General features: G+C 28.1%; 18 protein-coding genes and 1 pseudogene. All 19 read left to right on the top strand.

Features of this window, described 5'->3' with window-relative positions:
- The first annotated feature begins 67 nt into the window (after positions 1 to 67).
- The 19 genes and pseudogenes from BM119_RS06045 to BM119_RS05955 all read left to right on the top strand — a co-directional run bounded on the left by BM119_RS06045 (position 68) and on the right by BM119_RS05955 (position 25,421).
- On the top strand, positions 68 to 1,828 hold the full coding sequence (locus BM119_RS06045; RefSeq protein WP_090039791.1) for a 1-deoxy-D-xylulose-5-phosphate synthase: 1,761 nt from the start codon (positions 68 to 70) through the stop codon (positions 1,826 to 1,828).
- Between the two features lie 429 nt (positions 1,829 to 2,257).
- On the top strand, positions 2,258 to 2,755 hold the full coding sequence (locus tag BM119_RS06040; RefSeq protein WP_090039790.1) for a GNAT family N-acetyltransferase: 498 nt from the start codon (positions 2,258 to 2,260) through the stop codon (positions 2,753 to 2,755).
- A 354-nt stretch (positions 2,756 to 3,109) separates the two neighbouring features.
- A complete protein-coding gene (locus BM119_RS06035) occupies positions 3,110 to 5,047 on the top strand; it encodes a serine hydrolase (protein WP_242948331.1) in 1,938 nt (645 codons plus the stop codon).
- A 55-nt stretch (positions 5,048 to 5,102) separates the two neighbouring features.
- Positions 5,103 to 5,798 (top strand): response regulator transcription factor, encoded by a 696-nt coding sequence (locus tag BM119_RS06030; RefSeq protein WP_090039788.1) that lies wholly within the window; start codon positions 5,103 to 5,105, stop codon positions 5,796 to 5,798.
- A gap of 160 nt (positions 5,799 to 5,958) precedes the next feature.
- Positions 5,959 to 6,876, top strand: a complete 918-nt coding sequence (locus tag BM119_RS06025) for a HAMP domain-containing sensor histidine kinase (RefSeq protein ID WP_479723132.1) — start codon at positions 5,959 to 5,961, stop codon at positions 6,874 to 6,876.
- 316 nt (positions 6,877 to 7,192) lie between these two features.
- On the top strand, positions 7,193 to 8,392 hold the full coding sequence (locus BM119_RS06020; protein ID WP_090039784.1) for an MFS transporter: 1,200 nt from the start codon (positions 7,193 to 7,195) through the stop codon (positions 8,390 to 8,392).
- Positions 8,393 to 8,461: 69 nt separating this feature from the next.
- Positions 8,462 to 9,673: an MFS transporter gene (locus BM119_RS06015; protein ID WP_090039782.1), complete on the top strand. Its 1,212-nt coding sequence runs from the start codon at positions 8,462 to 8,464 to the stop codon at positions 9,671 to 9,673.
- A gap of 126 nt (positions 9,674 to 9,799) precedes the next feature.
- Entirely contained in the window at positions 9,800 to 10,441 is a 642-nt protein-coding gene (locus BM119_RS06010) for an ABC transporter permease (RefSeq protein WP_090039781.1), read from the top strand.
- Complete coding sequence (locus BM119_RS06005) at positions 10,441 to 11,346, top strand: glycine betaine ABC transporter substrate-binding protein (RefSeq protein WP_090039779.1); 906 nt, start codon at positions 10,441 to 10,443, stop codon at positions 11,344 to 11,346. The genes BM119_RS06010 and BM119_RS06005 overlap by 1 nt, the downstream gene beginning before the upstream one ends.
- A 24-nt stretch (positions 11,347 to 11,370) precedes the next feature.
- Entirely contained in the window at positions 11,371 to 12,102 is a 732-nt protein-coding gene (locus BM119_RS06000) for an ATP-binding cassette domain-containing protein (RefSeq protein WP_090039778.1), read from the top strand.
- 240 nt (positions 12,103 to 12,342) lie between these two features.
- A pseudogene (locus tag BM119_RS05995) lies at positions 12,343 to 12,619 on the top strand (L,D-transpeptidase); the annotation flags it as partial.
- A gap of 466 nt (positions 12,620 to 13,085) precedes the next feature.
- Positions 13,086 to 15,152, top strand: a complete 2,067-nt coding sequence (locus BM119_RS05990) for an ATP-dependent nuclease (protein ID WP_090039776.1) — start codon at positions 13,086 to 13,088, stop codon at positions 15,150 to 15,152.
- Entirely contained in the window at positions 15,152 to 17,116 is a 1,965-nt protein-coding gene (locus BM119_RS05985) for a UvrD-helicase domain-containing protein (RefSeq protein ID WP_090039774.1), read from the top strand. The genes BM119_RS05990 and BM119_RS05985 overlap by 1 nt, the downstream gene beginning before the upstream one ends.
- Positions 17,117 to 17,961: 845 nt before the next feature.
- Positions 17,962 to 18,771 (top strand): DNA adenine methylase, encoded by an 810-nt coding sequence (locus BM119_RS05980; protein WP_090039772.1) that lies wholly within the window; start codon positions 17,962 to 17,964, stop codon positions 18,769 to 18,771.
- Between the two features lie 38 nt (positions 18,772 to 18,809).
- Positions 18,810 to 21,098, top strand: a complete 2,289-nt coding sequence (locus BM119_RS05975; RefSeq protein ID WP_090039771.1) for a DGQHR domain-containing protein — start codon at positions 18,810 to 18,812, stop codon at positions 21,096 to 21,098.
- A gap of 365 nt (positions 21,099 to 21,463) precedes the next feature.
- Positions 21,464 to 22,423, top strand: a complete 960-nt coding sequence (locus BM119_RS05970) for a tRNA dihydrouridine synthase (protein ID WP_090039769.1) — start codon at positions 21,464 to 21,466, stop codon at positions 22,421 to 22,423.
- Between the two features lie 317 nt (positions 22,424 to 22,740).
- Complete coding sequence (locus BM119_RS05965; protein ID WP_090039768.1) at positions 22,741 to 23,571, top strand: ABC transporter permease; 831 nt, start codon at positions 22,741 to 22,743, stop codon at positions 23,569 to 23,571.
- Between the two features lies 1 nt (position 23,572).
- Entirely contained in the window at positions 23,573 to 24,355 is a 783-nt protein-coding gene (locus BM119_RS05960) for an ABC transporter permease (RefSeq protein ID WP_090039766.1), read from the top strand.
- A 34-nt stretch (positions 24,356 to 24,389) separates the two neighbouring features.
- The gene (locus BM119_RS05955) at positions 24,390 to 25,421 is read left to right on the top strand and encodes an ABC transporter ATP-binding protein (RefSeq protein ID WP_090039764.1); all 1,032 of its coding nucleotides are present in this window, start codon (positions 24,390 to 24,392) and stop codon (positions 25,419 to 25,421) included.
- Positions 25,422 to 25,427: the final 6 nt, after the last annotated feature.

Here is a 25,427-nt window from a genome sequence, read left to right as displayed (position 1 = left end):
CTAAGATGTATACTAATCAATATAGCAAGCACAAGCAATTTAAATTACAAATAAAGGAGAAATTAATATGTTACTAAATATTTTAAATAAAATTAATGGACCAAAAGATTTAAAAGAACTTACTAGTGATGAACTAAAAATATTATCTAGTGAGATAAGAGAGAGTATAATAACAAAAGTAAGCACAATAGGTGGGCACTTTGGACCAAATTTAGGTATGGTTGAAGCAACTATAGCACTACACTGTGTATTTAATTCACCCATAGATAAGATAGTTTATGATGTCTCTCATCAATCATATACACATAAAATTTTAACTGGAAGAAAGCATGCATTTATAAATCCAGCTGAATATAAAAGTGTTACAGGATACACTTCACCTGATGAAAGTGAACATGATTTTTTTACAATAGGGCATACATCAACTTCAGTTAGTTTAGCGTGTGGATTAGCAAAGGCTCGCGACGTAAAGGGCGGCAATGAAAATATTATAGCTGTTATAGGAGATGGTTCCTTAAGTGGTGGAGAAGCTTTTGAAGGACTAAATAATGCAGCTGCATCAGGAAAAAATATAATAATACTAGTAAATGATAATGATATGTCTATAGCAGAAAACTACGGAGGTCTTTATAAAAACTTAGCACTACTTCATGAAACTTACGGAAAATCAGAAAATAACTTTTTTAAATCTTTAGGATTTGATTATTATTATGTTAAAGATGGAAATAATATTGAATCATTAATTGAAACATTTTCAAAAGTTAAGGATATAGATCATCCAGTTGTAGTTCATATACACTCAGTAAAAGGAAAAGGGTATAAAGATTCAGAGGAAAATAAAGAAGCCTTCCACTGGGTAATGCCATTTGACTTAAAAACTAAAGAGCCGCTAGTTAAAAATAATGGTGAAACTTATGGAGGTATAGCAGGTGAATTTTTATCACAAAAAGCTAGAAAAGATAGTAGCATAGTAGCAATAACAGCTGCTACTCCTGGTCCAGTTGGGTTAGGCTCATTTAGACATGAATTTAAAGATCAATTTATAGATGTTGGAATAGCTGAAGAACATGCAATAGCACTTGCATCAGGTATAGCATCACAAGGAGGTAAACCTGTTGCATCATTTTTTAGTTCATTTATACAAAGAACTTATGATCAATTATCTCAAGATCTTGCTATAAATAATAATCCTGCACTTATCATGGTTTATGGTGGAGGAATAACCGGAAGTGATGTAACACATCATGGAATATTTGATATTCCTTTAATATCTAATATACCAAACATAGTCTATCTTGCGCCAACTAATAAGGAAGAATACATTGCTATGATGGAGTGGGGAATAGAACAAGATAAATATCCAGTAGCAATACGTGTTCCGAACATGGGTGTAGTATCAGCTACCGTTGAAGTTGAGCTTAGCTTTGACAACTTAAACACTTATAAAAAAGTAAAAGATGGAAGTGAAGTAGCAATAATTGGTCTAGGAAGTTTTTATCATCTTGGAGAAAAAGTACAAGGAAAATTAAAAGAAACAACAGGTATAAATGCTACATTAATAAACCCTAGATTTATAAGTGGAATAGATAAAAATTTACTAACTGAGTTATTAGATAATCATAAGTTAGTAATAACATTAGAAGATGGAATACTTGATGGTGGATTTGGTGAAAAGATTTCAAGATTTTACGGAGATAAAGATATGAAAGTATTAAACTTTGGGGCTTCAAAAGAATTTACTGATAGTGTATCAATAGAAGAATTATATAGACGCTATCATTTAACTGATGAGTTAATAATATCAGATATAAAAAAAGCTCTTAAATAGACTTGAATTTAAAATATAAAGTTGAATAGATTTATAGTTATACATGGGTATCTAGATTATTAGGCACGTGAAAGAAAATAACAAGTCAAAAATGACACAAAATAGACTAGCATACTGACTTGTTATTTTTGGAATGTGTCTTAATAAATAATAAAATGTGGATGTGTCAAAAGTTTATATTAAAACTCTATTTAACAACTTCTCCACCTTCTACAACAACACTATAAGGGTTTATAAAAAAATCAAGGATACGAATATCGTGCTTTGCCTATACCCAAAAATCCATGACAGAAATGTTGTGGATTTTTTTGCTATATAACCAATAATAGTAAGTTTGCTGGACAGTTGTTGTGTTAATGTACACATTTACATAATAAACAATATAAGGTAACATATTCATATATTGTATTTGAAAGGGAAATGTGAAATATGGAGATTAGAGAAATATTACAAGATGAAATATCAATATTTTATGAATTGATGGGAGAAGTTGAATATAGCCTTTTTAATGTGGGAAATAAGAAACATTTAGAATGGTTGAAAAGAAGAATAGATAGATTATATTACAATGGTGCAAAGTTTTTTTGTGGATTTGATGAAGAGGGCAGTGCTTTAGGTATTATTACAATTTTAATAGATGAAGCACCGGATGGAATAAATGAAGGTTTTAATAGCTGTGAAGTTATTAAAATGGGTGTAATTAAGGGTACAAGGAATATTGGATATGGTTCAAAATTGTTAAAGTATGCTGAAAAATATCCAAAAGAGAAAAATGTTTATTGTATGTATATGCATACTTATGCTGGTGATTATAACGTAATTGCTTTTTATGGTAAGAACGGATTCGTTCCAGTTGGTATTTTACCAGATGTTTATGGACCTAAAAACGAAGGTATGCTATATATGAGAAAAGTTATAGGAAAGTAATAAAATATACTGAGATTTCGGGTTTTAAGTATGAGAGAAAATAGTATTAAAGAAAATATAGATAATATTGAAGCTTTTTTAGAATTGTAAGTATAAATGAATGATTAGATAAAATGGTTGATTTCAAAGGTTACGTATCGCCTGAATCATTAGAATCCACGACAGTTTTGTCGTGGATTTTTTTGTTTTTAAAATACAATGTTATAATCACCTAATCCTAATAAGGAAAATGGATATGGAGTGTATTTAAAAAATAATAATTATAAAATCTTTAAATTTCCGTAAGAAAAAAGTTAAAATTAAAGATTTTTCTTCATATAGAATGTAACTAAAGAGTTTAAGGGGTGGTTAATTGTGAAGAAAAAGATAAATAAAATTTTAACAGTAATATTATGTTGTATTGTTTTGGTATGTACAAAAGGAAATGTTGCTTTAGCATTAACTGAGCAAGATATGAAAAGTAAAGATATAAGTAATAGCAAAGATGTACAAGAGTTTATGGACAAGTTTTTTACATCAAATATGCAAAAATATAAAATACCAGGATCAGCTGTGGTAGTTGTTAAAGATGGAAAGGAAGTTTTCAAAAAAGGATATGGATATAGTAACCTAGATAAAAAGATAGAGGTTAATCCAGATGAAACTCTTTTCCCTGCTGCATCAGTAAGTAAATTATTTACGGCTACAGCCATAATGCAATTATATGAGCAAGGAAAAATAGATATAAACGAAAATGTAGAAAAGTATATTGCACCATATAAAATTGACAATAATTATAATGAAGTAATAACCTGTGCAAATTTATTAACTCATTCAAGTGGAGTAGATGAAGCCAGTGAAATTAATGGGAATACAAGAAATGAAAAGAATATAAAATCCCAAGAATACTATTTTGATAATCATAAGCCAAAGGTAGTGAGAGAACCAAATACAGTTAGTAGATATTCAAATCAAGGATATAATATTTTAGGCTATGTTATTGAAAAAGTATCAGGTATTAGCTATGAAGAATATATAAAGAAAAATATAATAGAACCTTTAAAAATGAATAATACATTAGTAAGAGTGAAAAATCATAGTACAGCTACAGGGTATGAGTATGACAATGGCTCATTTAATGAAGTACCTTTAGCTTATCAATATACATCAGGATCATCAGGAATAAATGCAACTCCAATGGATATGGAAAATTTTATGTTGATGCATTTAAACAATGGGGAGTTTGAGGGAAGTAGAATATTAAAAGAAGAGACAGCAAAGGAAATGAAAGAGAAGCAATTTGCTAACAATGAAGCTCTACCAGGTATGGGTTATGGATTTATTAGAAGTAATAGGAATGGACAAGAAATATTAAAGCATGAAGGGGGATTACCCGGGTTTACTACCACTGTGTTTTTAATGCCAAAGGAAAAGCTAGGGATATACGTAGCAACAAACTCCCTAAATCCACTTCCTTTTAATATAGAGGATGAATTCTTAAATCAATTTTACCCACAAGAGAGTACTAAATATAGCGAGCTTAAGGCAAAATCTAATAAAGATTATAGTAAATATGAAGGAACCTATAGAAGTTATGATGGAATTTCCAAAAGCAATATAATGAAAATAGGGTTCTTATTGGATACAACTATGGATTTAAGAATAACAGATAACAAGGATGGTACATTAACTCTTAAGGAATACACAAGTGCAAAGGAAGAAAACATAACAAAGCTAATTGAAATAAAACATGGAGTGTTTGCAAGGGAAGATGGAAAGGGAGATTTTGCTTTTAAATTAGATAGTAATGAAAGGATTACTTATGCTTTTAATGATGTTAGTCATAACTCCTTTGAAAAGATAAATTTTTATGATGGAAGAATATTTAATATAATTTTATTTATATTAGTTATTGTAGTGTTCATTGTAAATATATCAATCAATATCTTAAAGGGAATAAAAAGATTGTTTAAAAGAAATGTAAAAGAAAAAAGTAAAGAAATAAAGAGAAACAGTTCATTAAACTTTATAATATCATTACTTAACATAACTGGCTTTATAGGAGCTTTGGTATTAGCAATTTCTATAATAGTTACGAATGATTCTTCATTTATATATTTATTATATATATTATTATCATTTTTAATGTTTTCAACAATTTTAAGTGTAGTAGGCTTGATAAATATAATAAGGCTTTGGATAAAAAGGGTATGTGGTAAAAGAGATAAAATATATTTTACTGTAGTGACTATTGCAAACATAGCTTTCATTTGGTTAATTTATTATTTTAATTTCTTAGGGGTAAAAGTGTAGATTATTGTCTATTGTGGTAAAATAAACATAATCAAAAGATGGGGGAGAGATTGAAATGTTTAATATAATGATTGTTGATGATGAAGAAGAAATACTTGAGCTTATGGAAGTATACCTTAGAAATGATGGCTATAAAGTATTTAAAGCAAATAATGGTACTGAGGCACTGAATATAATCCATAGAGAAAAAATACATGTTGCGGTTCTAGATATAATGATGCCTGGGATAGATGGGTTACAGGTTTGTATGGAAATAAGAAAAAAATACAATATTCCAATTATAATGTTAAGTGCTAAATCTCAAGATATGGACAAGATAAACGGATTATCTATGGGTGCAGATGACTATATGATAAAGCCATTTAATCCAATGGAACTCCTTGCAAGGGTTAAGGCTCAAATTAGAAGATATATTTATCTTAATGAAAATATTAAACAGCATGAAGAAAATGATACAGTTGAAATAAAAGGTGTAAGTATTAATAAAAGAAACCATAAGGTACACTTGTACGGCAATGAGATAAAGCTAACGCCTATTGAATATGAAATATTGCTATTGCTTGCTAGTGAAAAAGGGAAAATATTTAATTCTGAGGAAATATTTAAGGCTATTTGGAAAGAAAAATACTTTGAAGGAAATAATACAGTGATGGTTCATATATGGAGGCTAAGAGAAAAAATTGAAGAAAATCCAAAGGAACCTAAAATAGTAGAAACAGTATGGGGAGTTGGTTATAAAATTGAAGAGTAGAAGCATTAAATTAGACATTTTTATAAACTTTTTTATAGCAATATTATCTTCTATGGGTATTACTCTTTTAATGTTATTTGGAATAATTCTGATATTACATATATCTAACTCAAAACTTTACACGAATTTTATTAATTTATATAATACGGATACTGGGTTTATGGTTAAATTTATTGCAGCAATATTTATTATCTTTATAGCAATTATGAGCTTAATCTTTATAAAGAAAATGGATAAAATAACTAATTACATAAAAGAAATATCATCTAGTGTAAATAAAGTGGCAAAGGGAAATATGGAGATTAATATTCCTATAAAATCAAAGAATGAATTAGGTAATTTAGCTGAAGATGTTAATGAAATGGTCCTTAGTATAAAAGCTCTTATGGAAAAGGAAAGACAATGGGAAAAGCATAAAAATAATTTAATAACAAATATATCTCATGATTTAAGAACTCCTCTCACCTCTGTCATTGGGTTTTTAGAGTTAATAAAAAATAAAAAATTTAATAGTGAGGATGAGTTAAATCATTATTGTGAAGTTTCATTTAGTAAAGCTAATGAATTAAAAAGTGCTGTAGATCAGTTATTTGAATTTACCAAAATAAGCAATGGAGATATTAAATTAAACAAAACTAAAGTGTATATAAATGAATTAATTGAACAAGTAACTATAGGTTTCATTCCTTTGTTTCAACAGAATAATATGAAATATAGAATATCATCAGAAGAACCTAAAATATGGATTCATGGAGATCCTATTTTATTAGCAAGGGTATTTGAAAATATAATATCTAATGCTATTAAATATGGGAGTAGTGGGAAATATTTAGATGTGAATATTAAAAAGGAAAATAATAAGGCTTCAATAAGTTTTATAAATTATGGAGATATGATAGAAGAAGAGGATTTAAAGAAATTATTTGAGCGGTTATATAGAATAGAAAAGAAATCTAATAAAAAAGAAGGAACAGGATTAGGATTAGCTATTGCAAAAACAATAATAGAAATGCATGATGGGAACATATTAATTAACAGTTCTAAAGAAAAAACAGAGTTTAAAGTTATTTGTGGTTGATATAACTAGAAGAATAATGACCTTGTTAAATATTATTCTAGTTTAGTTAAGCAAGTGTTATAAGGAATAAAGTATATAAATTACTTAGAGTTTTCAAGTAATATTATTTATAGAGCAATTACAATTAAAAAGAATATTAAAACTATTAAGGTAAAATATCTAATAGTCTTATTGAAAATTAAGAAAAATAGATGCTGAAAGAAAAGCATATTGGTTAGTGTTTTATATGTAGATGGATGCGGAGAATAGTAATAACATTAAATCTCCTAGAATACAATAAATAAAAATAAATTTTATTGCATTCTAGGAGATTTTTATGAAATTTAAAGAAAGTGTATTATTTACAAAGAAGGAATTAAGAAGATTTTGTACCTATAGATTACTCTTTGGAATAAGCTACAGTCTTATGATTCCTATAATACCACTATTTTATAAATCTATAGGACTTTCAACAGTAATAATAGGAATAATAATTTCTCTTTATGGATTAAGCAAAACTATAACTCAAATTCCATTTGGGATATTTGCAGATAAAATAGGGGACAAGTTAGCTCTAACCTTAGCTCTGGGGTTAATGGCACTTGTACCAATAGGTTATACACTAGTAAAAAATAATATATTATCAGGAAGTATATATGTAATACAGGGAGCAATACTTGGAATGGCCGCTCCTTCAACCTATTCAATATTAGCTAGGTCCATAGACAAAAGAAAAAGGGGAGAGAGTACAGGCTTAGCCTCAGCAGTTTTTACATTTGGTGGTGGAGTTGGAGCTATTATAGCTGGAATTATTGTAACAAAATTAAATGATTTTAATAGGGTCTTTTACATATCCTCATTTGGTATACTACTAACATTAATATATGTAATTTTCAAAATACCAAAAGAAAAACCTGCAAGACAAGTAAATAAAAGTAAAGTATCCTTAAAAGAAATACTAAAAGAAATAAATATATACAAACTAAAACATAAAATTATAATGCTCGGAGCTATGGCATTTTTAGGGGATTATATATATTCTTGTGTTGTAGCATTAATTCATTTTTATGGACAATCTGTATTAGGAGTATCAACTCTATACACCTCCTCCATAATATCAGTATATTTAATAGTTTTTGGACTAGGGGCACCAATAGCTGGGTGGGTAAGTGATAGGATAGGAAACAAAGCACAATTAGTCCTCTCATTTAGTGTAATGAATTTAAGCTTACTTGGTTTAGTAATAATAAGGAATGTATCAGTTTTTACAATAACAATAATAATATATTTTTTAGGAGCTACTTTTTTAAATGCAGCACTTCAAGGCTCACTTTCAGAATTTGGGAGTAATCCTAGGATAAAAGGCTTTGTATTTGGATTTGTGGGTTCATCTGAGTCATTTGGGTATGCACTTGGTCCATTAATTTCATCATATGTATATGAAATAAATAAAGAATGGCTGTTTTTGGGGCTATTAATAGTTTCACTTTTAATTACAGCTTTATATGTGCTTTTTTATAATAAGTCTAAAATATAATAGAGAGTGCATAATAAACTAAATAGATTAAGATACTAAAGAAAAATGTCATTATTATAGGAGTTTGATATGAATATTAAAAACAATATTTTATTTGAGAAAAAAGAACTTCTACATTTTTGTATTTTACGTTTTATCTTTGGAATTAGTTACAGCTTTATGATACCTATAATTCCTCTATATTTTGATTTTATAGGAATAAATACTCTTATGATAGGCATAGTAATGTCTTTATATGGTGTGGGAAAAGCACTAGCACAAATGCCTTTTGGTATGGTAGCTAATACTATAGGAGATAAACTTTTACTCATGATTTCTTTAGGATTAATGGCTTGTGTTCCTTTTGCATACACCTTAGTAAATTCTCAAATTTTAGCTAGCGGTATTTATATAATACAGGGAACAGTACTTGGAATAGCAGCACCAGCTACATTTTTAATATTATCTAGGTCTCTAGCACCAGAGAAAAGAGGAGAATGCACAGGATATGCCTCAGCAGTATTTACCCTTGGTGGAAGCATAGGGGCAATTATTGGTGGCTTTATTGTATCAAAATTAAATAATTATAAAATGGTGTTTTACATATCTTCTATTGGAATATTAGTATGTTTAATATTTCTTGGGCTAAAAATTAAGAAACCAGAAGTTACAATGAAAAAATGTAAAAAATCAAAGAAAAAGCTTAGATGTAGGGTTAAAGTAATAATTGAGGATATAAAAAAGTATAAGCTTGCCCCTAAAATTATTATGCTAGGAGTAATTGCTTTATTAGGAGATTTTATATATGGATGTATAGTTTCTATCTTTCCATTCTATGCGCAAGAAGTTCTAGGTGGATCATCTTTTTTTAGTTCCGCAATTATATCAATTTATTTATTTATATTTGGTGTTTTTGCTCCTTTGGGAGGATGGACTAGCGATAAAATAGGAGTTGAAAAACAATTCTTTTTTTCATTTATGGTTATGAGTGGGGCATTATTAGCATTATCGTTTATTAGAGGGGCTGTTCTATTTTCTATAATAATTGTAGTGTATTTTTTAGGAGCAACTTTTTTAAATTCAGCCCTTCAAAATTCACTTTTGGAGTTTGGAGAAAATGAAAACATAAAAGGAGTTGTATTTGGTTTTGTAGGAGCGTCTGAGTCTACAGGATATGTACTAGGTCCTATAGTTTCATCCTTTATATATAATTTAAATAAAGAATGGCTATTTATTGGATTATTAGTTGCTTCCCTTTTAGTATTTTTTATTTATCTAATATTAAGGAAAAAAGCTTTTTAAAGAAAAAGTTCTCTAAAAATATTTTCAGAGAACTTTTTTTTTTTATGCTGAATAATATAATAACGAATGATTTCTTTTGTCTAATTTAAGATTGATGATTAATAAAAAGAAATTTAGGAGGGATAAATGATTAAAGAAGTTTTAAAGATTTATATGGAAAGAGGAGATTTTTTTCACCAGTTAATATTAGAACACCTAGAAATCTCAGGAATATCCATAATAATTGCAACAATAATAGGGGGAATACTCGGAGTTTTAATTAGTGAGTTTAAAAAAACTTCTCCAATTATTCTTGGTATAACAAATTTTGTTTATACAATTCCAGCAATATCACTACTTGGATTTTTAATTCCTTTTTCAGGAATTGGAAATACAACAGCAATAATTGCACTTACAATATACGCACTATTACCAATGATTAGAAATACATATACAGGAATAGAGAATATAGATACATCAATAATAGAAGCAGCTAAGGGAATGGGTAGTACATCCTTTGAAATTTTATATAAGGTAAAGCTTCCTTTAGCTATCACAGTTATTTTAGCAGGTATTAGAAATATGGTTGTTATGACAATTGCCCTTGCAGGAATTGCATCCTTTATTGGTGCGGGAGGTCTTGGTGTTGCAATTTATAGAGGTATAACCACAAATAACACTGCCATGACAATTGCAGGAAGTTTATTAATAGCTTTAATAGCTTTAATAGCTGATTTCCTTATTGGATATGGTGAAAAAATAATTAAAAGAAGGTGGAGGATTAAGTAATGAAATTAGTTGAAAAGCATATTAAATTTTTGGCAACATTAATGGTGATAGTTTTATTTACTACTTTAGTAGGATGCTCAAAAAAAAGTAAAACTATTAAAATAGCAACAAAACCAATGAGTGAACAGTTTATTTTAGGAGAAATGCTAAAATTACTTATTGAGGACAATACTGATTTAAAGGTTGAAATAACAAAAGGGGTAGGAGGAGGAACAAGTAATATTCATCCTGCCATTATAAAGGGGGATTTTGACCTATATCCAGAATATACAGGGACAGCATGGAGTTTTGTATTAAAAGAAAAGGAAATTCCAGATGATAAAACCTTATATAAGAAACTTAATGAGAAATACGAAAAAGAGTATAATTTAAGTTGGGTTGGACTTTATGGATTTAACAACACTTATGGATTGGTAGTAAGAAAAGATATTGCAGAAAAATATAATATTAAGACGTATTCAGACCTTGCGGCCTATTCTAAAGATCTTACATTTGGAGCGGAATATGATTTTTATGAAAGAGATGATGGCTTTAAGGATTTATGTAATAAATATGGGTTAAGCTTTAAGAAATCAGTGGATTTAGATATTGGACTTAAATATAAAGCAATAAATGCTAAGGAAATAGATGTAATGAATATATTCACAACAGATGGAAAAATTGAAACCTCTGATGTTGTGGTTTTAGAGGATGATAAAAATTTTTATCAAACCTATTCTTGTGGAACAGTTGTGCGTAATGATGTGATTAAAGACCATCCAGAGCTTAAAAAAGCTTTAATGAAGATGGAAAATATTATAACTGAGAAGGAAATGATATCATTAAATAATAAGGTGGAATCAGAAGGACAAGATGAAAAGACAGTAGCGAAAGAATTCTTAAAAGCTAAGGGATTGTTAAAATAAAGATTTGAAATGGAGAAAAAGCTTATGAAAGAAGAAAATGTTATACAGCTACAGAGTGTTTTCAAAACCTATGGAGATAATAAAATTTTAAATGATTTCAATTTAGATATAGAGAAAGGAGAGTTTTTAACCATAATAGGGAGCTCAGGGTGTGGTAAAACAACAATATTAAAGATTATAAATGGATTAATTACACCAGATAAAGGAAAGGTTTATATTAATGGTGAGGATATTTCAAAGGTGAATCAAATTGAACTTAGGAGAAGTATTGGGTATGTAATTCAGGGAGTTGGATTATTCCCACATATGAATATAAGAAAAAACATATCCTATGTGCCTAATTTAATAAAAAAGGAGAGTAAAAGAGAAATATCATTAAAGGTAGAGAAGTTAATTAAGGTAGTTGGATTAAGTGAGGATATGCTTAATCGTTATCCAAGTGAGCTTTCAGGAGGACAACGTCAAAGGATTGGTATTGCAAGAGCATTAGCAGCTTCGCCTAATATTTTACTTATGGATGAGCCATTTGGAGCAGTGGATGAAATAACTAGAAAGCTATTACAGGAAGAAATATCCCGTATATATAAGGAGCTTAATGTGACAATAGTATTTATTACTCATGATATTAAGGAAGCATTAAAGCTTGGAACTAGAGTGCTTGTAATGGATAAGGGGAAAATAATACAACTTGGTGCTTCTACTGATATAATAGAAAATCCTAAAACAAATTTTGTGAGGAAATTAATTGGAGTTTAAAATAAGACTATTATACTGACTTGTTATTTTTTGAATGTACCTTAAGAGAGATAACTATGTTTAGTCTCTATGAATAAACTCTAGGATAATTTGTCGTAAAGTTTTAAATTTAGTAATTTATAAATCAATTTTTGTGAGGTTATTAATGTGAAATTTATTGAAAGAGTTTTAAATAATTATAAGAGAAGTGATAAATATACTGAAGATGTAATAAACTTTGCTAATAGTGGTAACTTTTATAGTATTGGTAAGCCATCAACACCTACACCAAAAAGGAACGCATGTTATAGGTATTAAAGGTTTATACTTTGGTGTAAATAAGGGATATAAATGTTTTTACTATACACAATTCAAGGGAAATTATTTATTTCATTCAATTCTTTATAATCTTGATGGAAGTATACGAGATGGAAGACTTGGTATGTCAATATCAGATGGTTGTATAAGACTTGCGAAAGAAAATGCTAAATGGATATATGATAATATTCCTATAGAAACTAAGGTCTATATTAGTTAAAAAATAATATTGTTGATAAAGATTAATAGAAGTATATATTAAGACTTTTAAAATTAAAAATATAATAAAGAATTTACTTAATATAGCTATTCGTCCTACCTAAGAGCCCCACGACTTGGGATAGGGGACCAATTAGTGAAACCTTAGCTTAGGAAAGTTTTGACCTAGGAACGGAATTTATGAAGGAAATTCTAAATCACTGGGCTGCATTCGGAGATGCCTTAGGGTCACTATTTTCGGACAGGGGTTCAATTCCCATCGCCTCCACCATGAAATCCACGACAGAGATGTCGTGGATTTTTATTTTTATAAATTAATTATTATAGTATTTAAATATTGTAAATATAGGAAATATAGTTAAACTATGGGGGTGGTTATGCATTTGAAAATAATACCATGTGGTGTAGAATATAAGTTGAATAACTTTACTTGAAATATATTTAAAAGAAATAAAGGGGGATATAGTATGTTTTTATCTAAATTAAAAATATGGAATTTTAGAAAATATGGGACAAAAGAAAATGAAGATGCTGGAATTACAGTATTATTTAGTGATAGGCTGAATCTAATTGTTGGGGAAAATGATAGTGGTAAAACAGCGATTATAGATGCAATAAAATTAGTTCTAGGTACTCAAAGCTACGATAGTGTTAGATTAGAAGAAAATGATTTTTATAGAGGAAAAAATGGTATAAGAACTAATTATTTAAAAATAGAATGTACATTTGAAAGCTTATCTAATATAGAGGCAGGAAGGTTTTTAGAATGGATATATATAGATGACGAAGGAAACGCTAAATTAGAGGTAAGATTAACAGCAAGAATAAAGGATAATAAGATAACAATAAGAAAAACTGGAGGTAAAGAAGATCTGGATGTTAACTTTGAAGCATCGGAAAATTTGAGAGTTACATATTTAAAGCCTTTAAGAGATGCAGAACATGAACTAAATCCAGGCTATAGATCTAGGTTTGCACAAGTATTAAAAAGTCATCCTATATTTAAAAATAAAGATGGTACACATAAAATAGAAGAAATTATGAAAAGTGCAAATAGGAACATTGAGGAATATTTTAAAGAAAGTATATCTCAAGATAACAATCATGATATGGATAGTGATACAACAGAAGAGATTAAGGTACAGCTTGATTATAAAGATAATCCATCAAGTATTATAAGTTCAATATCAGATACGTTAAGTAACTTCTTAGGGACTGATAAAGATAAATATGACGTGAATATTAATATATCCGAAATGGAATTAAATAAAATATTATCTAGACTTATGTTAAAGATTGATGAAGATAAGGTAGGGCTAGGAACATTAAATCAATTATACATGGCAATGGAAATGCTATTATTGGATATAAAAGAAAAGAGCAATGAATTCGGACTAGCCTTGATTGAAGAAATTGAAGCCCACATACATCCACAAGCCCAGTTAAGAATAATAAAACATTTAGAAGAAAATATTAAATCACAAACTATACTTACAACCCACAGTATAACATTAGCATCAATAGCTAATTTAAATAGCTTAATTCTTTGCAGAAATAATAATGCATATTCATTAAATAATAAATATACACGGTTATCTTCAGGGGATTATGAATTCTTAGAAAGATTTTTAGATTCTACAAAAGCAAATTTATTTTTTGCAAAAGGTGTAATTATGGTTGAAGGTGATGCAGAGAATATATTAATACCAACTATTGCAAAAATTATAGAAAAGCCATTATATATGCATGGAGTTTCTATTGTTAATGTAGGAAATGTAGCTTTTTTAAGATACTCAAATATATTTATTTCAAAGGAAGGAGATAAAACAATAGGAATACCAACTTCAATTGTTACAGATCTAGATGTAAGACCTATACAGTACTATCAAGATGATGATAATAATAGTGAATTTAAAGGATATAAAATATATAAAACAAATGATTTTGATGAATATTTTACAAAAGAGGATGATGCAAAACAAAGAGTAAAAGAAATCTTAGGTAAAGAAAAATCAGAGAGATTTAAAAAGGGAGAGTATCAAGCTCAAATTGAAGTTGTTGACAATGATTACGAGAAGTTCAAGGAAATCATAAAAGCGGAAAAAGAAGAAAAATACAATTTTAAGGATATAAAAGCATTTACAAACAACTGGACTATGGAATTTGATTTAGCGTTAAGCTGTATAAAAGAATATTTATATGCAGCGGTTTTGATAGCAAAAGATATAAAATTAGATGAAGGTGTTGTTGATAGTATTGATATAAATAAATATATTGATAAAGCTAAAGAAGGAATAGATGAATCTATTGGAGATGGTAAAGATGAGATGGATATAGCATATAAAATATATAAACCATTACTAAAAGGAAATGCATCTAAAGCAGTCTGCGCTCAATATTTATCAAAAATTTTATTAAATAAATCAAATGAGGATAATGATTTAGTTAGTAAGATTCTTGAAGATGAACATATAAAGTATATATTAGATTCTATATATCATGTGACTAATAGTAGAAGTGAGGTTACAGAGTAATGAGTAGAATAGTTGATAATATTGAAATAACAGAAGCAGACATTAGGTATGCAGAGGAGATACTTTTTGGTAAAACAAATGTTTTTGATGAGAAGGAGAGAGTTCCAATAATAGAAGATTTCAATAAATCATTTGATGTAAATGCATGTCCGGGCAGCGGAAAGACTACAGTCTTATTAGCTAAGTTGATTATATTATCTAGAAAGATGCCATTAAATAATGGTCAAGGAATATGTGTATTAACCCATACTAATGTAGCGATAGAGGAAATTAAGGGCAAATTAGGTGATAAGAGTGATATATTGTTTAAGTATCCAAACTACTTTGGAACCATTCAAAATTTTGTAGATAAATACTTAACTATACCATATTTTAAACACAAAAAGGGGGAGAATGTTAAGAGCATAGACGATGACATATATTTTGATAAGATAAGAAAGTTATCAAAAACAAAACATCCTAGAATAGATAGCTTAATACAATATTGTATTGAAAATAGATTTGGTAACTATACAGGTGAGTCGCATGAAAAAAATTTTATAACATTTATATCTAATAAGCATCTTGATTTTGATAATAATGATATAAGAGATAATTATGGTAGGTCATTATCAGATAAGTTTTACTATAGAGAATTAAAAGATGTTATGGTAAACAAGACGTTGAATAAAGGAATATTGAGATATGAAGATGCATATTTTTTAGCTGGGCTATATACTAAAGAATTTCCAAATATAAAAAACTATTTTTCCAATAGGTTTAAATATGTCTTTATAGATGAAATGCAAGATGTAAGTAAAATACAAATGAAAATAATAGCGGATATTTTTGATAAAGATATAGTTTGTATTCAAAGGTTTGGAGATAAAAATCAAAGTATAAGTAACTTTGATTCTAGTAATAATACTTGGATATTTAATGATAATACTAGAGTAATTAATTCTAGTAAAAGATATGGTAATGGAGTGGTTAAATTTTTAAAGCCTTTGAGGGTTGAAAAAATTGGAGAAATGGAAGGTAATGAAGAAATTGAAACTTTAAATCCTCATATAATAATATTTGATGATTCTAATATAGAGAGTGTTGTGCCCAAATATTTAGAAATATTGAATTATTATGATATTAAAGATGATGGAAGTAAGAGAATAAAGGTAATTGGTAAATTAGCACTTTCAGTTAGTAATCCAAATAAATCAATAGCATCTTACGTAAAAGGATATAACGCAAAAGGAAATAAGCATATATCTTTAGATAAAAAAGTTATTAATAAATTAAATAGTATAAATAATGCGAAAGATTTTTATGATTATCTGATTTCTATAATTTTACTATCTGTTGATATTAATCGGAAGAAGATTAATAAAGATGAATTTACTAAGTTTATGGAAGACAAATATGCTAATGAATTTATAATATATCGTTCTAAGGTATTAGAGTGGATTAAGAATTTTAGTATTAATACTAATTTGGTAATAGAAGATATATTGGAGATAACTCGAGAATTATTTAATAAAGTTAATGAGATTAATTACGATAATGACATACTGAAAAGTAAATTCAAAAGTAATACTGATGAAGTAGCAGTAGAACATGAAGAGATAGGGGAAGTAGATAGAATTATTAGTATTGATAATGTGAATACCATAATGAGTACTAAGGGAGAAACACATAAGGCAACATTATATTTAGAAAGTAAATTAGTATATGGTAATGGAGAAGATAGAAGTGATATTAGCAGAATTTTAGACTATATGATTGACAAAAATACTGAAGTAAATGAGGATGATAAAGAAGCTTTAATGAATGCATATGTTGCTATGAGTAGAGCTGAAAAATTAACTTGTATAGCAATACAGTATGAGACTATAAAAGGTAATATAAAGTCATTTAAAGATTTTGGATATGAAGTAATTGGATGCGATGATAAAATTGAGACATTAATTGATAGAGAAATTTATAAATAATAAATTCATGATCTAGTAGTACGCTATTAATTAAATTACTTATATAGTTATGTGAAGTGGATTTAAAAGGTCACGTATCGCCTCCACCAAATAAATCCACGACTATTTGTAAGTGGCTTAAATAGCTACTTATAGATAGATGTGTTTTTTTATTGTTAAGGGTTAGTTCAAAGTAAACTTAATTTTAATTAAATATTATATATAAGTAATATGATAAATTATATATTACAAGTATTTGTTCAAGAAAAATTTAAAAGAAAAAGTAGTTGTTTATAAAGACCACATTGAAGTCACATTCAATGTGGATTTTTATTTGCTTAAAAATAAGGGGAGTGGAGTTGAAGTTATAAGTAGTATTAAGGGAGTGATAGTTTTTATATTAAGGTTAGCTAAAAAATGTGATTATAAATAAAATGCAGAAAAAAATACATTGAATATTATCTAGCTGATACAAGGAGAATTTATCTATAAAAAATATCGTCTGTATTCTTATTGTGAAAATAAATATTTAAAATGTAGAAAATTTATAAATGGTCTTATGTATGATGAAAGCAAGTCATATCAATAATGATTTGTCAAAATAGGCAAAAAGAGGTATAATATAAGGGAATTTGGATATGTAACGTAGGTTGAAAAAAATCTAAATATATACAGAAAGGTAGAATTAACTTCTGCTTTCTAATTAAAAGTAGAAATTGTTTTTGTTGATAATTATAAAAGATGGAATTATTTATAGGAACAAGTGAAACTACTATATAAAGATGAAATTTTATCAAAAATACTAACAAATGTTGTTACAATATTTGTTAATACAATTATGAATATTTATGAAGTGAGAAAGATTAATGAATAATACTTTTTTGAAATGGGCTGGAGGAAAAAACTGGTTTGTAAAAAATGAAAGTGAAAGATTTCCAGGAAATTATAACAGATATATTGAACCATTTTTGGGAGGCGGAGCGGTATTTTTTTATTTGCAACCTAGAGATGCTTTACTAGGTGATGCAAATGAAGAGTTAATTAATACATATATAGCAGTTAGAGATGAATGCCAAGCAGTATGTACAAACTTAAAAAATCATGCTAAAAAACATAATACAGATTATTATTATAAGGTCAGAAAACTAAAAACACGAAAAAGAGTAACTGCAGCTGCAAGAATGATTTATTTAAATAGAGCTTGTTATAATGGAATATATCGTGTAAATAGTAAGGGTGGATTTAATGTTCCAATAGGTACATCTAAAAATATTGTGTTTGATGCAGAAGATTTCGAAAATAAAGCTACAATATTAAAAAATGCAGAACTAGTGTGTCAAGATTTTCAAATTACGATTGAAATGGCAGAAAGGGATGATTTTATATTTTGTGACCCTCCTTATGCAGTCATTGATGAAGATAAGCGATTTGTCAGTTATACAGCAGACATGTTTAGCTGGAATGATCAAATAAGGTTATCAAATGCACTAGTAAGAGCAAAAGATAGAGGCGTAAAAATTATTATGACAAATGTTGACCATCCAGCTGTTAGAGCTTTATATAAAGATGTTGATGGGTTTATGCTTGATACAGTAGAAAGATATTGCTCAATATCTGGAACAAGAAAGGGAAGAAAAAAGTACTTAGAGTTAATAGTAAGTGCTAACATAGTTTAAATATTATTAACAAATAAATTTTTGGTGAGGTTTTGCATATGACAAATTGGGATAAAATTGTAACAGGGGAAAAATTAGTAAAGGCAAAAAATTTGAGAAAGAATCGATTTATTGAAAATAAGCAAAGAAAAGTAGCCTTGCAAGAACTTGAGTCAGAGGGATGGGAATATGTAAAAGATTATGCTGATCCGAAATTTATTAAAGTTAGAAAAGAAAAGCCATATGATGAACAATTTGAAGATAAAATATGGTTGCTTTTTGCTCAAATGGGATTTACTAATCTTAATACTGATAGAAATTTTAAAATGACATATGATTTTCAAAATCCTGATTTTACCCAACAAATTGATGTATTTGCAGCTGATGATGAAACAATACTTATTGTAGAATGTAAGTCAGCAGAAAAATTTAAAGATGGTGTGTTTAAAAAGAACATTGAAGCATTACATGGGCAAATGGATGGCTTGCGTAAAGAGGCATTAAAACATTTCCCGAAAAGAAAGGTTAAATTTATTTGGGCGACTCAGAACTATATAATGAGCAAAGCAGATTTGCAAAAGATGGAAGAATGGGGAATAATATATTTTAGCGATTCAATTATTCAATATTACTCAGAATTAGTGAAACATTTGGGAACTTGTGCTCGATATCAATTGTTGGGCAGTTTGTTAGCAAATCTTGAAATAAAAAATATGCAAGCAGAGATACCAGCTATTAAAGGAACAATGGGGGGATATGATTATTATTCTTTTTCAATTGAACCAGAAAAACTTTTAAAGATAGGTTATGTATTGCATAGAAATGAAGCTAATAAAAATATGATGCCAACTTACCAAAGAGTTATTAAGAAGAAAAGGCTTAAAGAGGTACAAGCATTTATCAATGTAGGAGGATACTTTCCAAATTCTATTATAATAAGTATTGACACAAGAGGAAAAGGGATACAATTTGATATTTCATCAACTAGAGTGGAGGAATCATTATCGAAATTAGGTATTTTACATTTACCTAAGAGATATCATTCTGCTTATATCATTGATGGTCAGCATCGTTTATATGGTTATTCGGATACAGAGTATGCTAGTAAAAATACAATACCAGTTGTTGCTTTTATTGATTTGGAAAGAAAAGAACAGTTAAAGCTGTTTATGGATATTAATGAAAATCAGAAGGCAGTTTCTAAAACATTAAGAGTAACATTAAATAGCGATATGTTATGGGATTCACCTAATTGCAATGAACAAAGGGAAGCACTTCGTTCAAAAATTGCACAGATGTGTGGTGAAGAGCCTACATCACCTTTGCTAGGAAGAATTGTTATTGGTGAAGATGAAAAAAATCAAACAAAGTGTATTACGATACAGGCAATACAGGCTGCTTTAAAAAAGAGTGATTTTTTTACAACATATACAAAAAATAATACAATTCTTGTAGATGGAAGTTTTGATTTAGGAGATAATCAAAATACTTGTGATTTGTTTTATCCATTTTTAGAAGGTTGCTTGAAATACGTAAAAACTCATTCAACTTCTGAATGGAATTTTGGGGAAACAGGAATTTTAGCAATTAATAGAGGAATACAAGGAATTATTAGGGTTATAAATGATATAGTTAATCATTTAATTGCACAAGATAAAATTAATGCAAAGAAAGATAGTATTGATTTTATAATTAGCGAGGTTGAATACTATCTAGAACCTTTGACTAATTATTTTAATGTGATTATAGAGGAAGAAAGAAAGGATTTAAAGGGCTTTTTGGGTGGAGGTGCAGATAATAAATTTTGGAGAGCTTTTCAGAAAGTTATAGCAGATAAATGTACAGACTTTATCCCAGAAGGGTTACAAACATATATTGAAAATGAAACAAAGCAATATAATGCAGAATCAAGAGAATATTTAACATCAATTGAAATGAATTTAAAAGAAAAATTATCAAATGCATTAGCAGAATATTATGGTGATAATTGGGTTATAAAAGGAATTCCAAAGTCAGTATATAAACGTGCAAAGAGTGAATCAGATGAACGAAATTATGAAAATATTTCTAAAGGTGAGGATATAGAATCTGTTACTGAATGGGAATGTGTGACTTTTGCAGAGTGTAGAGAGATTGTTATATATTCACATAATTGGAAAGAAATATTTGAAAATATAGTTACTAGACCAGAAGAAAAGAAAATATCAGGTGGAAAAGAAGCAAAGACAGAGTGGATAGCAACCTTAAGTAAAGAAAGTAGTAAGCTTATGAAGGCATCATATAGTGTACCTAAACCAATATTTGAAATTATTAGTCGTATTTTTGAATGGCTTGAAAAAAATAATTAGTTTATGTAGCACTATTTATAAGATAACAAAGAGTAAATGAAAAATATATACTTATGGTGGATTTCAAAGGTCAAGGATCGCCTCCACCATTAAAACCTACGACAGTTTTGTTGTGGGTTTTTCATTTATTAAGAAATTTATCTTTAAGTTTTATTATTTCCAATATATTTATCATTAAGAGTGGTAAGGGTTTTATATTTATCAAACATTAACTGAGACATTTTTTAATATTAATTATTAAATATGATAAAGTATATTTTCATTGTTAAGTTGTGAGTGAAAAGAAAATATAATTAATATGAAGTAGATAAGAAAAAAGAAGGCTGATATAATGTTTTTTAGAATGTTTATAAAGGAGTTATTAAATGAGATATTATTTAGCACCAATGGAAGGAATTACTGGATACATATATAGAAATTCTTATGAAAAATTTTTTAATAATATTGATAAGTACTTTACACCTTTTATTATTGCCAATAAAAGTAGAAGTCTTAAGACTAAAGAATTAAGAGATGTTTTGCCTGAAAATAATAAAGGGATGAATATAGTTCCTCAAATACTTACTAACGATTCAGAAGATTTTATTATTACCTCTAGAAAATTACAACAATTAGGTTATAACGAGGTTAATTTAAATTTAGGATGTCCTGCTGGAACGGTTGTTTCAAAAAATAAAGGATCAGGGTTTTTAGCCAAAAGAGAAGAATTGGACAGGTTTTTAGATGAAATATTTAAAATAGATGATATGAAAATTTCTATAAAAACCAGAATAGGAAAAGATAGTCCAGAAGAATTTTATGAGCTAATAAAAATTTACAATAAATATCCTTTAGAGGAATTAATTATCCATCCGAGAACACAAAAAGATTTTTATGGAAATAAACCTAATTTAGAAGTATTTAAAGATGCATTATCTTTAAGTAGTAATTCGGTGTGTTATAATGGTGACATTTTTAATGTTGATGATCATAACGAATTGATAAAAGCTTTTCCAGAATTAAAAACAGTAATGCTGGGAAGAGGTATATTAGCCAATCCATGGTTAATGGGTTTGATAAAAAACAATGCTAACATAGATAAAAAAGTATTAAAAGATTTTCATAATGAAATTTTAAATAAATATATAGAATTATTTAACGAAGATAAAAATGCAATATTTAAGATGAAAGAGCTATGGGGATATATGATTTACATGTTTTCAGATAACAAAAAATATGCTAAAAAAATAAAAAAGGCACAAAAGTTAAGTGATTATAATATAGCTGTTTTAAGTTTGTTAGCAGAGCAGGAAATAATAGAAGGGGCTGGATTATTTAATAATTAAAATAAAAAAGTATTAGGACAATAGTTAAGTATATAGATAAAGTTAACTATTGTCTTTTTGTATGTTTTTATATTTAAATTATTTTGGAATAAACACTTTTGTAAAATTCATACTATTTTGACAACAACTAATATTTAAGAACAAAAATTTATAAAAAATAAAAATCAAAGGATTTAAACGAATAAAACACGAAAAATAAAATAAACATGGTTGACAATGTTCGTAAATACAAGTAGAATAATATTAAATTATGTAGAAATAAGTTGAAAAAAGTTGAAAAGTGATTGAAGAATATTACTTAGAGATGGAGGAAAGGCATGAAGAGAAAAGGTCATTATTTATTATTTATACCTTGTATAGTATTGGTAGCGTATTTTATGATAGTTCCATTATTGGAGACAATAATTCCTACTTTTACAAACACTAATGATGGTATGTTTAGTGCGTATAAGGAGTTCTTTACAGATTCTTATATGATGTCAATATTTTGGAGAACTATTAAGATATCTTTAGTATCATCTATAGTTTGTATGTTTATAGGGGTACCAGTATCTTACTATATATCAAGAGTATCTAATAAAGTAAGAGGATTACTTATAGTATTAACAGTATTTCCTATACTAACAAATTCAGTTGTACGTTCATTTGCTTGGATGAGTATTTTAGGGAAGACAGGTCTAATAAATACTTTACTTATTAGATTCAATTTAATACAAGAGCCCATATCCCTTCTATACACAGAGGGCGCTATTATAGTTGGTACTGTTTATATTTTCTTGCCACTAATGATTATTTCATTAGTTGGAGTTATGGAAAATATAGATAATGACTTGTTAGAAGCAGCAGAAAGCTTAGGAGCTAATAAATTAAATGCTTTCTTTAAGGTTGCATTTCCACTTAGCTTACCAGGGCTAATTGTTGGAATAGTTTTAGTATTTACAGGTTCATTAACAGCATATACAACACCACAATTATTAGGTGGAAACAAAAATACAGTTTTAGCAACTTTAATATATCAAAAGACTATGACTTTAGGAGATTGGCAAGGAGCTGCAGTTGTAGCAACTATAATGATTGTAGTTACTTTAATGGTAATAAAGGGGATTAACTTCCTAGCGTCAAGATTAGATAAGAGAGGGGTTTCATAAGGTGAAGAAGAATAAAGTTTTAACAGCTTTCGTTGTTTTAGTGTATATATTCCTATTTGCACCATTAGTTATTATAGCTATGACAAGTATAGGAACAGAAAACTATATAGCATTTCCTCCAAAGGGATTTAGCTTACAGTGGTTTGTTACAGTATTTAAATCACAATCATTTATAAAAAGTATGGGTACAAGCTTTTTCATATCAGGAGTAGCTACAGTAGCTGCCTTAATTATAGGTATGCCAGCAGCTTATGGTTTAAGCAGATATAACTTTAAAGGAAAAGCTATTATTAAAAGCTTCTTCTTTTCACCACTAATAGTTCCAGGAATAGTAGTTGGATTTGCATTATTCCAATTTTTATTAGTAAGCTTAAAACTTTCAGTATATGCTAGTTTATTTATTGGACATACTCTAGTAATTATTCCTTATATTATAAGAGTTATAGGATCAAGCTTAGAGGGATTCGATTATTCAATAGAAGAAGCAGCTATAAGTTTAGGGTGCAAAAAGTCAAAAACTTTCTTTAAGGTAGTATTACCAAACATAACATCAGGGGTAATGGCAGCATTTATGTTAGCTTTTATAAATTCATTTAATAACGTTCCAGTATCTATATTTTTAACTGGTCCAGGTGTAAGTACATTACCTACAACAATGATGAATTACGTTGAATATAACTATGATCCAACAGTATCAGCATTGTCAGTAATATTAATGATATTAACTATGGGAATTATGTATATATTAGAAAAAACATTAGGACTAAACAATTTTGCAGGATAAAGTTCTAGCTAAAAATTACTTGGAGGGCAAAAAGATGGATTTAATAAACTTACAGAATATAAATGTTTCATATGATAAGAAAAATAACATATTAGAAAATTTAAACTTAAAGGTTAAAAGTGGAGAACTAGTATCTCTTTTAGGACCAAGTGGATGCGGAAAGACTACAACATTAAGAGTAGTAGCTGGATTTATAGAACCAACAGCAGGAAAGTTTTTATTAGGAGATGAAGACTATACTAATATACCTGTTCACAATAGAAATTTTGGATTAGTGTTTCAAAGCTATGCATTATTTCCACATTTAACAGTAGAAGAAAATGTAGCCTTTGGATTAAATATGAAGAAGATGCCTAAGGATGAGATAAAGGTAAAGGTAGATGAAATATTAAAAATAGTTGATATGAGTCATTTAGCAAAAAGATATCCTAAGGAGTTATCAGGAGGGCAAAGACAAAGAGTTGCTATAGCAAGAGCTTTGATTATAGAGCCAAGCCTTTTACTTCTAGATGAACCATTAAGTAATCTAGATGCTAAATTAAGATTAAAAATGAGAGTTGAAATAAGAAAGCTTCAACAAAAGCTTGGAATAACAACATTATTTGTAACTCATGACCAAGAAGAATGTTTTTCAATTTCAGATAGAGTAGCAGTACTTAATAAAGGGGTAATAGAGCAATTTGATACTCCAGAAAATATTTATTCAAATCCAGCAACAGAATTTGTTGCAAGATTCGTAGGTTTTGAAAATTTCATAGACTTAACTAAAGTATCAGAAGGTACTTATAAAAGTGAAAGTGGAATTGAGTTAAAGGTTAATAAAGGAAAAGAGAAAAATGAAGCTATGGGAACTATAAGACCAGATGATATAAAGATAGTTAATGAAGCTTTAGAAAACACTGTAGAAGGTACTATAGAAATAAGAACTTTCTTAGGTAAGGCATATCAATATGATGTTAAAACAGCTATGGGTAATTTAATTGTAAATAGTGAAAATAGCATTGTATACGAAAAGGGTCAAAATGTAAAACTTCAATTGCCAGCGGATAAAATAGTAATACTATAGTAATTT

Source organism: Clostridium frigidicarnis (genome assembly GCF_900111985.1).
In the GTDB taxonomy this organism is placed as follows: Bacteria; Bacillota; Clostridia; order Clostridiales; family Clostridiaceae; genus Clostridium_Z; species Clostridium_Z frigidicarnis.
The sequence above is the reverse complement of the archived record's forward strand: the minus strand, read 5'-3'. Positions and strand labels throughout refer to the sequence as shown.

Coding starts and splice junctions, on each gene's coding strand:
- BM119_RS06020 (WP_090039784.1), top strand. CDS start 7,193: ATGAAATTTAAAGAAAGTGTATTATTTACAAAGAAGGAATTAAGAAGA.
- BM119_RS06030 (WP_090039788.1), top strand. CDS start 5,103: ATGTTTAATATAATGATTGTTGATGATGAAGAAGAAATACTTGAGCTT.
- BM119_RS06025 (WP_479723132.1), top strand. CDS start 5,959: ATGGTTAAATTTATTGCAGCAATATTTATTATCTTTATAGCAATTATG.
- BM119_RS05965 (WP_090039768.1), top strand. CDS start 22,741: ATGAAGAGAAAAGGTCATTATTTATTATTTATACCTTGTATAGTATTG.
- BM119_RS06005 (WP_090039779.1), top strand. CDS start 10,441: ATGAAATTAGTTGAAAAGCATATTAAATTTTTGGCAACATTAATGGTG.
- BM119_RS05985 (WP_090039774.1), top strand. CDS start 15,152: ATGAGTAGAATAGTTGATAATATTGAAATAACAGAAGCAGACATTAGG.
- BM119_RS05975 (WP_090039771.1), top strand. CDS start 18,810: ATGACAAATTGGGATAAAATTGTAACAGGGGAAAAATTAGTAAAGGCA.
- BM119_RS06010 (WP_090039781.1), top strand. CDS start 9,800: ATGATTAAAGAAGTTTTAAAGATTTATATGGAAAGAGGAGATTTTTTT.
- BM119_RS05980 (WP_090039772.1), top strand. CDS start 17,962: ATGAATAATACTTTTTTGAAATGGGCTGGAGGAAAAAACTGGTTTGTA.
- BM119_RS06000 (WP_090039778.1), top strand. CDS start 11,371: ATGAAAGAAGAAAATGTTATACAGCTACAGAGTGTTTTCAAAACCTAT.
- BM119_RS06045 (WP_090039791.1), top strand. CDS start 68: ATGTTACTAAATATTTTAAATAAAATTAATGGACCAAAAGATTTAAAA.
- BM119_RS06040 (WP_090039790.1), top strand. CDS start 2,258: ATGGAGATTAGAGAAATATTACAAGATGAAATATCAATATTTTATGAA.
- BM119_RS05970 (WP_090039769.1), top strand. CDS start 21,464: ATGAGATATTATTTAGCACCAATGGAAGGAATTACTGGATACATATAT.
- BM119_RS06015 (WP_090039782.1), top strand. CDS start 8,462: ATGAATATTAAAAACAATATTTTATTTGAGAAAAAAGAACTTCTACAT.
- BM119_RS05955 (WP_090039764.1), top strand. CDS start 24,390: ATGGATTTAATAAACTTACAGAATATAAATGTTTCATATGATAAGAAA.
- BM119_RS05990 (WP_090039776.1), top strand. CDS start 13,086: ATGTTTTTATCTAAATTAAAAATATGGAATTTTAGAAAATATGGGACA.